This window comes from Pectobacterium colocasium, from assembly GCF_020181655.1.
Lineage (GTDB): Bacteria > Pseudomonadota > Gammaproteobacteria > Enterobacterales > Enterobacteriaceae > Pectobacterium > Pectobacterium colocasium.
Window position 1 is genome coordinate 1,724,737 of the sequence record NZ_CP084032.1, and the last position, 11,814, is coordinate 1,736,550.

General features: G+C 56.9%; 9 protein-coding genes. 1 reads left to right on the plus strand and 8 read right to left on the minus strand.

Going from position 1 to position 11,814, the window contains the following annotated elements; all coding sequences use genetic code 11:
- Nucleotides 1–115: 115 nt before the first annotated feature.
- The 3 genes from LCF41_RS07700 to LCF41_RS07710 are packed head-to-tail and all read right to left on the minus strand — an operon-like array spanning nt 116 to nt 4,345.
- Complete coding sequence (locus LCF41_RS07700; RefSeq protein ID WP_225087549.1) at nt 116–1,909, minus strand: aryl-sulfate sulfotransferase; 1,794 nt, start codon at nt 1,907–1,909, stop codon at nt 116–118.
- A 16-nt stretch (nt 1,910–1,925) separates the two neighbouring features.
- Nucleotides 1,926–2,735, minus strand: coding sequence for an ABC transporter ATP-binding protein (locus LCF41_RS07705; protein WP_225087550.1), 810 nt, complete (start codon nt 2,733–2,735; stop codon nt 1,926–1,928).
- On the minus strand, nt 2,732–4,345 hold the full coding sequence (locus tag LCF41_RS07710; protein WP_225087551.1) for an ABC transporter permease: 1,614 nt from the start codon (nt 4,343–4,345) through the stop codon (nt 2,732–2,734). Before LCF41_RS07710 ends, LCF41_RS07705 begins: the two co-directional genes overlap by 4 nt.
- A 238-nt stretch (nt 4,346–4,583) precedes the next feature.
- Between LCF41_RS07710 and LCF41_RS07715 the strand changes: the two genes are divergently transcribed.
- Nucleotides 4,584–5,849 carry an ABC transporter substrate-binding protein gene (locus LCF41_RS07715; RefSeq protein ID WP_225087552.1) on the plus strand — a complete coding sequence of 422 codons (1,266 nt, stop codon included), beginning with the start codon at nt 4,584–4,586 and terminating at the stop codon, nt 5,847–5,849.
- On the opposite strand, the gene LCF41_RS07720 is transcribed toward LCF41_RS07715, so the two are convergent.
- From LCF41_RS07720 to LCF41_RS07740, 5 genes are all read right to left on the minus strand, one after another.
- The gene (locus tag LCF41_RS07720) at nt 5,743–6,681 is read right to left on the minus strand and encodes a LysR family transcriptional regulator (protein WP_225088121.1); all 939 of its coding nucleotides are present in this window, start codon (nt 6,679–6,681) and stop codon (nt 5,743–5,745) included. The genes LCF41_RS07715 and LCF41_RS07720 overlap by 107 nt on opposite strands.
- A gap of 146 nt (nt 6,682–6,827) precedes the next feature.
- Nucleotides 6,828–7,586 carry a CDP-diacylglycerol diphosphatase gene (locus tag LCF41_RS07725; protein ID WP_225087553.1) on the minus strand — a complete coding sequence of 253 codons (759 nt, stop codon included), beginning with the start codon at nt 7,584–7,586 and terminating at the stop codon, nt 6,828–6,830.
- Between the two features lie 232 nt (nt 7,587–7,818).
- Nucleotides 7,819–9,828: a TonB-dependent siderophore receptor gene (locus LCF41_RS07730; RefSeq protein WP_225087554.1), complete on the minus strand. Its 2,010-nt coding sequence runs from the start codon at nt 9,826–9,828 to the stop codon at nt 7,819–7,821.
- Nucleotides 9,829–10,007: 179 nt separating this feature from the next.
- Nucleotides 10,008–11,285, minus strand: coding sequence for an MFS transporter (locus LCF41_RS07735; protein ID WP_225087555.1), 1,278 nt, complete (start codon nt 11,283–11,285; stop codon nt 10,008–10,010).
- Nucleotides 11,282–11,704 carry a hypothetical protein gene (locus LCF41_RS07740; protein ID WP_225087556.1) on the minus strand — a complete coding sequence of 141 codons (423 nt, stop codon included), beginning with the start codon at nt 11,702–11,704 and terminating at the stop codon, nt 11,282–11,284. The genes LCF41_RS07735 and LCF41_RS07740 overlap by 4 nt, the downstream gene beginning before the upstream one ends.
- Between the last annotated feature and the right edge of the window lie 110 nt (nt 11,705–11,814).

Sequence of the window (11,814 nt, forward strand, 5' to 3'; positions counted from 1 at the left end):
ATAATTTTTTAAGCCGGATATCAACCGCCGCAAGTTGAGGCATTTGTGTAAGAGCCAGTGTACAGATAGATAGACGCGATCTCACTGGGAGCGAGATCGCGTTAAGACGTGAGATTTATCTCTGTTGAGCGACAAGCCACTGGCGCAGGCGTTCGGGTTGCTGTGCGCCGCTTAAGCGAGCAAGCTCTTCACCGTTTTCGATCCAGAGTAAGGTCGGCAACGTTCTGATCGCCAATTTTTCCGTCAGGGTAATGTGATGATCGGCGTCCAGATAATGGCTCGGCAATTGGTGGTATTCCTCGTTAGCCAGAATCGTTTCTAACTGGCGGTAGAGGCTTTTGCAGTGGACGCAGCGCTCTGCGCCGACCAGCAGCAATTGTGGACCCTGTTGGGTTGCCAGTGCAGGCCAGTCTTCGGCAGTAAGCGGCGCGAAGCGCTCACGGTTGACGGCAAAGAGCTTTGGGCTGCGCTTGAGGTCTTCGCTGTCGGTCGCGACGCACAGGGCATCGCCGCTCTTTTTGTAGGGGCGCGTGCCGTCAATGCGAACCACGCTGGCGAAGCCGGGTGCGCTGGCTCCGGGCTGACGTAGCTGGGTGTTATCGGGTGCGATCACCGGGGTTTCCTGTGGACGTGACAGTTGTGGCACCCACTCGTAGGGTACGCGGTAGGCGCGATACAGCATGTTGGTGTTCACCGTCTTGCCCCAGTAGGGGGAAATAAACTCCCAGACAATCTCGTGATCGACGGTGACTTCAAATAGTCGACCGTTAGCGCCTTCATTAATTAGCGTATTGCCGTTCGGCAGGCGTTGGATGTTGCTGATGTACGGGCTGTAAAAACGGAAGGCATCGGTCGGATGTGGAATACCCGCTTCGTAGGGCGAATAGCGCCAGACAATATCCAGCGTCACCGGGTTGATTTCCAGCACACGAGAATAATCACGCCAGGCGTTTTTCACGCCGTCGGCCGACGCCGGATTGGGCGCGCCGTAGCCAGCCCAGCCGCCGTTATCAAACACCAGAATATTGCCCGCGCCCGGCAAGCCTGCGGGGATCATATGTGCGTGATGCTGGCCGATTATCCAGCCAATGTGTTTGCGTTCCGGCGTGTTGTAATTCGGACCAAGCTGCCAGACGATATGGCCGCTCTGCTTGTCGATGATGGCGATGATGTTGGACTCGCGTGCGTCCCAGATAATGTTATCCGGGTGGAAGCGGGGATCGCCTTGATCGAACCACGGATTGGGGCCGAGCGCTGACATGGAGTTGATATGCATCCAGTCGCCCATGCCGCCGCCGCTTTTGCGCAGGTTAGGATTGTTGTACAGCGCGGTTTTCGCGTCGTCGTCAAAGCCCAGTTCATCGAAATGGTCGCTGCAACGCCATTCCCACAAGATATTACCTTCCCAGTCCACTTCGATGATGGTGTCGTCGAGCAGCAGTTTGTCGCTGATGCGTTCATTGTGCAGGTTGGTGTGCGCCAGCAGTAGCGTGTTGCCGCCAATCGACTGCGGTTCCTGACCCGGTGCGTAATAGCCGACCGGATTACCGCTGCGCTGGTAGTCATGATGGACGCGCGCCATCCATTCGGGTGGAAGGTCGGGGTCGGTAATGTGTTCATAGCCGTTAAATTTCCAGACGACGTTGCCGTCCCAGTCCACCTGAATCAGATCGACCATGTCCTGCATGCCGTAGCGTGAATCGCGTTCACCGCTGTGCCCGAGGATGTAACCGCCAGGCAGGATTTTGTTGGGGAAGCCGTGCAGGCCTTCCCACAGGCGCAGTTCGGTGCCGTTCATATCCACCAGCACGGCACCGCGTTCCAGCGCCTGAAAGACGGTGTAGCCGCCCCAGGCTTTTTCCGGGTTGTAAATCGTTGTGCCGGTCGGGTAGACGGAAGGGTGTCCCATAATGGTGCTCCAGTAGTTACGTGTTCAGAGAAGAGGAAGTGACCGCCGTATCGGCAGGCTGCGTCAGCAGTGCGAGCAGGTCGCTGCACTGCTGGTGGAAGAGCTGGCTGTCACGCTGGCGCGGATGTGGCAGCGAAATCGTCGCAATCTGGCGGATGCGCCCCGGTCGTGGTGCCAGCACGACAACGCGATCGGCGAGATAGACGGCTTCTTCGACGTCGTGGGTGACCAGCAGTGTGGTGGTGCCCTCCGCCTGATGAATGCGGCGCAGCTCCTGTTGCATCTGCTGGCGGGTTAAGGCATCCAGCGCACCAAACGGTTCATCCAGCATTAGGATGCGCGGATTGGCAACGAGTCCGCGTGCGATAGCCACACGCTGCGCCATGCCGCCAGAAAGCTGGGCGGGTAGGGCATCGGCAAAATCCTGCAAATGTACGAGCTGGATAAAGTGGTCGATCAGGCGCTTCCGTTCTTTGTCGTTGATTGACTCATTCGCCAGCCCGAGCGCGATGTTTTGCCGTACCGTCAGCCACGGAAACAGGCGCGGTTCCTGAAACACCATGCCACGCTCGCGTCCGATGCCGCGCACGGTTTTTCCTTCGACCAGCACGCGTCCCTGATAGTCGTTGTCCAGCCCGACCAGCATGCGCAGCAGAGTGGATTTGCCGCAGCCGCTGCTGCCAACAATGGCGACCAGTTCGCCGCTGTGAATCGACAGGGAAAAGTCCTCAATCACCGTCAGCGTCTCACCCTGAACGCGAAACTGTTTACGAAGGCGATCGAACTGCACCACTGGCGGCGGCACATCAAGGGGAGTGGACGTCATGCGATTTCTCCTGCGGAACGCCAGCGCGTCATCCGCTGTTCCAGACCTAATCCGACGCGGTCGAGCACCGCGCCCGTTAATCCAATCAGCAGCATGCCGCTGATAATCAGGGGCATATCAAGTAGCTGTTGGGCGTTGATCATCAGGCTGCCGATCCCGGTACCGGATGACATGAAATATTCTGCGCCGATAGTCCCAAGCCAGGCGTAAATCAGCGACAGGCGCAAACCGGCGAAGATCGCGGGGGCGGCTCCAGGCAAAATCAGTACCCGCAAGCGGGTCGAGAGGCGGATCTGTAACACCTGCGCGACTTCCTGTAAGGCTGTTGAACGCTGGCGGATGCCGCGATGGCTGGCTACCAGCATCGGAAAGAAAGAAGCCAGCGCGACAAACGTGATTTTTCCAGCTTCGTCGTTACCGACCCAGGCAGTCAGCAGCGGCAGCCAGGCAAACAGCGCGATCTGGCGCAGCGTCGCGACCGTGGGCGTAAAGAGGGCGTCACTGGTCGCATTCAGCCCCAGCAGCACACCGCACACCAGACCTGCGGCAATGCCGCATACTGCACCTGCTAGCGCACGGGTCACACTGGCCTGCATCGCGTCGGTGAGCGAACCGTCACGCACGCCTTGCAGCAGCGTGTGCCACACGTCGGCGGGTGGGGGAAGCAGTGACGGGTCGATCCAACCAAGATGGCTGGCTTGTTGCCATAACAGAAGGAGCAGAAAGGGGAGAACCAGTGCCGATAAGCGGCGAGACGGCGTCGAGGTTAAGCGGCCAAGCGGCGGGTGCGGCCAGAAAACCAGACGACGTTCTAACTGGTTGATTGCCCACTCCATCGCCAGTCCCGCCAGTCCGATGACGGCGATACAGACAAACACAATATCCAACTGAAACAGCTGGCGTCCCCACACCAGTAAATAGCCAATGCCCTGCGATGATGCCAGTAGTTCGACCACGATTAGCGATACCCATGCCTGTGAGATCGCCAGCCGTAAGCCGGTTAGCCAGGTGGGTAGCGCAGCGGGCAGCGTTAATTTGATGAGGCGCTGATGCCACGGCAGGCGCAGGGTACGAGCGACTTCCTGTAGCGCAGGCGGTACGTTGCGCACGCCTGTTTGCGTATGCAGCGTCACCGGGATAATCACCGCCTTGATGATGACAGCAAGCTTCAGGCCATCATCAATGCCGAACAGCACCATAAACAGCGGGATCCAGCCCAGCGTTGGAATTTGTGCCAGCGCGTAGACCGTCGGGTGCAGCAGGTGTTCGGCGCGGCGTGAGGCTCCCATCAGCGCACCAAGCAGCGTTCCCGCCAGTAAGCCTGCCAGCAGGCCGCTAGCCAACCGTTGCAGGCTGATAAAGAGCTGCGGCAGGAGATCGTTGTGCCAGAGTTCGGCAGCGGTTTTAGCGACGATGTAGGGAGCCGGGAGAATCTGGGCGGGCATCCAGCCGTAATGGGTGCTGATATACCACAACGCCAGCAGCGCCAGCGGCACAATTAGTGGTACTACAAGCGGCACCACTATTGACACGACAAGAGAATAGACCCGCGCTATCGGCGGTGCTGGCCAGACGATCGCGGTTTTTTTCAGCAGTATCGACTTATTCATTTTATTCCCGAAAACCATCGCAGCTGGATGAATAGGGAATAAAAAACAGGTTTCGACGTTGAAGGCCAATGCAATAAAGCGATGGTCGCCGTGCAATAAATGCATATGCGTAGCCTGCGCCCGCCAGTCCTGATTTATGCTTTTTTCCGCTGAGCAAACCTGTAAATGTTATTTAAGCCTGATGCAGACGGTTCGTTAGTTTTCATGGCAGATGAAACGAATTTTTAAGGAAAACCGTATGCAACAACCCTCAATCCCATTGATAACTATTTTGTCTGCAACCCCTTTTGCTCGCTGGCAACGGGGGCTGCGTGAGATCATGAGCGTTGCGCCGCTGCTGATCACTGCGCTAATGGCATCGACCGTTCAGGCGAACGACGCTGCCCCGCAGGATGCACAGAAGCCGACGGAGATTCGCATTGGCTTGCCGGACCAGAGCGCAGGCAGCAAACCCTTTATTCGCGGGCCGTTGGGGCTGGCGCATATTCAAAAGCAACTGGAGAAAGAATTTGAACCGCAGGGCATCAAGATTCAGTGGTCGTTCTTTAAAGGCGCGGGCCCGGCGGTAAATGAGGCGCTGGCGAACAAGCAGTTGGATGTGGTGTATTTGGGCGATCTGGCGGCCATTATTGGTCGGGCGGGGGGATTGCCGACGCGGGTGCTGGTGGGATCGCGCGGCTCTAATTCTTATCTGGCGGCGACACCGGAATCGGGTATTCAGCGTATTGAGGATTTACGCGGCAAGCGAATTGCGGTCTATAAGGGAACGGCCGATCAGCTGTCGTTTGAACGTGCGATTAAAAGTGTTGGGCTGAATGAACGCGATGTGCGGGTGATCAATCTGGACTGGACGGCGGGCAAGGCCGCGCTGGCAGCCAGACGCGTGGATGCCGTGTGGGGTGGGGTCTCTCTGCTGGCGTTACGTAAGCAGGGCATCCATATTGTGACCACCAGCCGAGCGCTGGGCTGGGCGAATACCACGCAGGCCGCCGTGCTGGCGACGCAGGATTTTATCGACCACTACCCGGGCACGACGCAGCAGCTGGTGAATGTGCTGGTGGACAATGCGCAGTGGATCGGCGAGGCGCAGCATCTGCCGGACTATACGGCGCTGATGGCCGAACAGAGTCAGATCCCGCAGGCGATTTTTCAGGAAGAGCTGAAAGCGGAAGACCTTCCCTTCCAAAGCTCGCCGCGTCTCGATCCGTTCCTGCTCAGCAGCTTGCAGGACAGCATTGAGCGGGCGAAAGCGGCGGGACTGATTCGCAACACATTCTCGGCCAGCGACTGGTTTGCCAGTCAGTTTGTTGACCGGGCGCTGAAAGCCAAAGGGCTGGAATCGAACTGGGCGGTGTATGACACCAACGGGGCATCCCGAGAAATAATCATGAGTGCGCTCACAACGTCGGCAGTGCCAGAGCGGGTGAGCGCAACTTGTCCTGCGCCAGTATGGTTTCGATCATCAGCTCGGCCAGCGGTGGCAGTGTTCTCTTCAAACAGGTGACAATGCCGAAGCGGGTTTGCATATTTTCCCATTCCGGTGGCGTACCCGTCAGGGGAATTTCCACCAACTGATGGCTTAATCGTCCCAGCGCGAAGCCATCCTCGCTGGCAAAGCTGATGGCCTGCGTATGCCGCAGGATGCTGAAGACGGAATAGATATGGTCACACTGAATCTGCGGCCGGTAATCGGGCTGGCGCGTCAAGGCGGCCAGCACTTTGCGCATGCCGACGGGCATAAAAGGCGAGGCGAGTGGAAAACGCAGTAGATCGTCCGGTGTCACGTTTGCCTGCTGTGCCAGCGGATGTGAAGAATGGCAGATAAAGAAACAGCGCTGCTGGCTTAATGGCTGCACGTGGAGATGGGTTTCCATCTCGGCCTGCCAGGTATCGGCGACGATGAAAGGCCATTCGTCGGCCAGCAGCCGATCGCGCAGGGATTGCCAGTTATCCACGCTGTAGGTGACTCTGGCTCGCGGGCGTAGCGCATGGAAATGCGCCACCGCTTTGGGGATTAGCGAGGTGGACGGCGCAGGGCCGCAGCCAAACGTCAGTTCACCTTCCTGCGCCTCGCTGATCTGCCGCATGTCGGTCATCAACTCCCAGGACAACTCTTGCATGCGGCGCGCAAACGGCAGCAGCGTATTGCCTTGCCACGTTAGCGCGAAGCGGCGACTCTGACGATCGATAAGCGGATGCCCCATCGTTTGTTCCAGCGCCTGAATGCTGCGGCTGAATGCAGACTGAGACAGACAGACGGCTTCTGCGGCCTGTACAAAACTCCCGTGTTCGGCCAGTGCAAGAAAATTGCGTAATTGCCGTAAATCCAGATGCATATTGCAGCTACCTATCATATCGATCTTTTCCCACTTTTTAGGCGGAGGTCGACAGTCAACGCAATGAACAAAAAGTCATAAGTTATAGCGAATTGATTGCTATAGACTTTTAGTCCTCTGAACCTGCCGTTTGACGCAGTCAGCGGCTATTTCGCCAGCGCACAGGAAAAATCCTGAATTTCTTCCACAGAACCGAGGCTCATATTGAACACGTCAAGGCCGCTGGCGAGCAGCACCTTTTCACCTGCCGGAGTAGAGACCATCGCAAGACCGTATTTACCGATCGACTCATTCCGCTGCTGGGCGTAACGACCTAACGTTTTAAACGGATCGCTTTGCGCCCATTCGTTCGCCGTGAGCGTTTTTGCCAGATAGACGTGCCCGTTAATTTTCACCGTCAGCGGTTTCCAGTCGGCAGAGAGCGTTGGAAACTGCTGGTTCAACGTCTGATAAACCTCCGGGCGCAGGCAGGCGATGTGAATATGCAGCTGATTTTGCGTGCGGCCGTAGCGTGAGTTAATTGCCAGTGAGAGATAGTCATCTCTGATCGGCTTGCCCACTTCGCGGGAAAGATGGCCACGCCTGTCCCAGGCCTGCATAAAGAAATTGGGTATGTTTTGTTGCAAGAGATCAGCGCTTTCGATACCGCTGATTTTATCCGTTGGGAGCAACAGGTCGTGATAGAGGCCGTTTCTGTCATCAAAAAGCACGTAGCCGTCCGCCAGATTGACTTCCAGACAGGGCGCGGGATTGCCGCTGCGCTGCTGATTGGGTACGCACTGTTTGCTGACGATCTCCCACAGTGCATTGCTGTTTCCTCGACTAACCTTCCACCCTATTGCCGTGGCCGCCGTGAGCAAAATGATGGCAGAAACAGTGAAGATCAAGATCGTGTTGCGTTTCATGACGGGTCTCCGGCAGGCGCAGAAAGCACTAAGTAGCGGGGAAAAACAGGGCATGATAAATCAGTGATAAGCCACTATGGGGCAGCGGCGATGTCATTAATATGACTTTGGTGAAAGGAGAAAGGCTAATCGGTAACGGATTGTAAGAGAGAACGGTGGTGGAATGGCATATGACGCGGCCTTTTAACCAACACAGCAATGTGATTAAAAGGCCGCGGTAAAACGACAGGAATCAGAACAAGTCGACCCGCACGTCCACGCCAACGGTTCGGCCTTCATTGACCTGCGCGTAGCCCGATGTGCCGCTCATAAAGCCAAAGGTGCGGTAGCGGCGGTCGAAGACGTTATCCACATAGCCAGCGATATTCACCCGGTCGGTGGCCTGCCAACTGAGGCGCAGGTCGGTCGTGGTATAGGTGCCCTGACGCAACGCGTTGTCTCCGTCGAAGTAGTGCGGCCCTACCACATTGAAGGCCAGACGTGGCATTAACGCGCCGAACGAGGTATCAATCAGTCCGTTCAGGCTGGTGCCAGCACCGTAGCGCGGGACGAAGGGCACGCGTTTATCCTGATAGCTCTCACTGTCGCCGGTAAATTCAGAGCGGACATAGGTGCCGTTGATATCCCATGACCAGTTGGGAACGACCTGCCACTTCAGCATCATTTCTACGCCACTGGCATCGGCGCTGCCTGCGTTGCTGAGCGTTTGCATACCGACCGGGCCGGAATACAGCTGCATATCACGCGTGTGAGTATGGAACACGGCGCCCTGAAGCTGCACATCGCCGCTCTGATAGCGCGAGCCGATTTCATAGTTAATCGATTTCTCTGCGTTGTACGGAATGGCCTGTGTGCCGGCTGCAGGTGAGTAGTTAAAGCCCGTTGGCTTGTAGCCCTGCGCAACGCGGGTATAGACACGCCAATCATTATTCAGCAGATAGCTGGCGGAGAGTTGTCCCAGTACCTGATCGTCATCAACGCTATTGCGGTCGCCCACGTTCATGCCGGAGAACTGCTGGTGATAACGGGTTTCGGCTTTATCGTGCGACACGCGCAGCCCGCCGCCCAAATCGATACGGTCGGTCAGATGCCAGGTCAGATCGCTGTAAGCGGCTAACGTCTCCGTTGACGTGTTGGCATTGCTCTGCATAAACGGAGATCCTGCCATGCTGTAGGTCAGATCGAGTTTTTCACGCGTGTTCTGTCGGTAAAGGCCGAACACCATGTCCACCGTGCGGCCTGCACCGTGTGTCGCGGCACGCAGTTCCTGCACGTCCTGATTCCAGCGTTCCGGCATGTCGGCAATCAGCGTACCGTTCGGGAAGGTGCGGTCGTAATTCTGCTGCTGCCATGCGCCGATCAGGCTAAAAATCCAGTTATCGGTGGTGTATTTTCCGCTCAGCGACTTGCTATGGGTGCAGCGGCGCAGTTTAGGATCGGGGGAGCCAGCGGCGATCTCCAGCGTCCGGTTTTTAGCATCGCCAAACGGCAGATAGGTATCCTGTGTGGCGCGCGTGCAGTCTTCCGTTAGTGCCAGACTGGTTTCCCACGGTTGACCCTCGGGAGCCAGTCGCAGTCGAAGATTTCCGACGCTGGACTTTGTCCCGCCGAGGTTGTCGCTGCCCGTCGCGGGGTTGGTCATCGCGCCTGAGTCGACCTGGCGCAGCAGCGTGACGCTGCCATACAGCAGGCCATCCTGAATGGGGCCGCTGAGGTTGATTTTGCCGTGATAGCCGTCGCGGCTGGCGACGCCGCCTTCGACATAGCCACGCGGTGTGCTGTCGGGCTGCTGAGTGACGATATTGATAATGCCGCCCTGCGCGCTTTTACCGTACAACGTCCCTTGCGGACCGCGCAGCATTTCGATGCTTTCTACATCGGAGAGGGCCTGCACGGTATTGGTGGCGAGCTGGGGGATGCCGTCCACGTAGACTGTCACTGCCGGGCTGTAGAAATCCTGTGCGGAAGACACGCCGCGCAGTGAGATCGAGGGGAACAGTAGGCTGCCGTTATTGCCGAGGTTCAGACCGGGCATCACGCGGGTTAACTTGTCGGTACTGGTGACGCCAGCATCTTTCAGTTCCGGTGCCGTCACGATGGTGGAAGAGACGTTGTTGGCCGAGGCGGAATAGGGGGATTGTTTGCTGGCGGAGACAACGAGTGTATCGTCCTGAGCGGCAAAGGCGCAGGAAGAGAGAAATATGCCGGTTAAGGCAAGCGGATAAAGACGCATTATTTTCATTATTAAATCCCTGAAAAGACTAAAATCGATGTCAAAGACAACGGTTTTCATCAAGAGATGAAAAGCGCGTAAGACAGAGAATGATGAAAGCTAAATGATAATCGTTTGCATTTTTTGAGCTACCCGTATCGGGTCTATTTCAACCCGAATACAGCAAACTTCTTGCGCATTTTCCTGCCTTAATCCTGCCCCAGCTGGCTTGCTGTAGCGGGAGTAATTCCCTCTGAAAACGCGCGAGAAAGCCGCACAGATAGCCGTTTGGCGGGCCACAGGCTGGCGACGGCGAAGCAGGCCAGCACGCCCAGCGTGGTCTGGTAATTTGTGTGATGGGCTAACTGAAGCGCAGCAATCGACACGGTCATGGCGACAGCCGCATCGGTCGATTGGAACAGCGCATAATCGGAAGCGGGCTGATGCGGTCTGACTAATCCCATCAGGACGTTGTATAGCGTGACAAACCCGACGGCGGCGGCCAGATTGACCACGCCAAAGAGCACGATCCAGCCGTTCAGCGTAAACAGCGGATAGCCGACGGCCAGCATAATGGCGAGCAGAGCGTGCACGACCATGACGGGCAGCAGACAGCGCAGTGCGCCCATACGTCGAATCAGGACATTGGCGATCACAATCCCTACGCCGCTCACGACGGTGCTGTACACCGTCATGACGATGCCCAATTGGCTTAGGCTAAGCTGCCTATCGATCAGCATGACGGTCTGTAGCGCCATCATGCCGCGCATCGCCAGATAGAAAATGGCCGTGAAGGCTACTACCGGCCAGAGCGCCTTAAGCGTCAGACGATTTAGCGTCGGGCGTGCGGCTTGCTGACTCTGACGAGCCGGACTCTGATGATCCAACGTCTGGCTGTGCTGGATAGGGGACTGCTGGATATAGCGCAGCGGCAGAATGAGCATCAACAGCGATAGCCCCGCCAGCGCGAAGAAGCCACCTCGCCATCCTGCCTGTTCCGCAATACTCAGGAATGCATAAGAGCCGAACAGAATACCCAGATAGCTACCGCCGACCTGTGCGGTATTCGCCAGCGCGCGACTGGCGGCGTTGGTGGTGCAAATTGTGATTCCGTCGGCATAGATATCGTGGCTGGCGGAGAGCAATGCCAGCAGCATCAGCGCCATGATGATAGTCAGGACAGAGTGCTCAGGGGAGATGACGCCAATCATGACCAGCGTTGCCGCCATCGCGATCTGGAGCAGCACCAGACTGCCTAAATAGGGATTGCCGCGCAGAGGAAGCGCGTGACGCTCACCCCACGGTGCCCACAGGCATTTAGCAATCCACGGCAGAAAGGTCAGTGACAGCCAGCTTAGCTGCGCAAGATCCAACCCTGCGTGGCGAAAATAGCCCGCCACGCCTTGCATAATGACTGCGGTGATCATGCCTTGATGGAGGTAGAAGCACCAATAGGGCAGATAGCGTGTCATCGGGTTGTGCGTCATGGTTTGTCGCGATCCAGCAGCATTATCGCCAGCGCCTGTGCTTCAAGCGAGGTGGCGACGACAAAATAGGCATACGGCGCCTGCCCAGACTGCGTCCAGTTCTCTGCCCATTTCACGTACTTTTGCCTTTTGGCTTCGTCGTTTTCGATGCGAATCGCACCCGCACAGTATTGCTGTTGCAGGCTGACGTTATCGCGCGTCCACTGAAGATAAGCATTCATAAAAACAGGGGAGCGATGGGGCAGGTCGGCACCTGTCATACAGAGAACAAAGCGTTCTTGCGCGGCATACAGTTGAGCGATCTGCGCCATATAACCCGCGGATTCCTCGTCGGGCACCTGTTCCGGCATGTGTAAGAAGACCACCGGCCAGGCGTCTGTATCAAGGAAAGGATGTGGCGTTGCAATGGAATCGGGCATAGCGGTTTCTCCGGCTTATTATGGAGAAAATGATAATCATTCGCTGTTACGGCGCTACCCGAATCCAGTCTATTTGTACCCGTATCGGGATGAACGGGACGTTGGTTTTC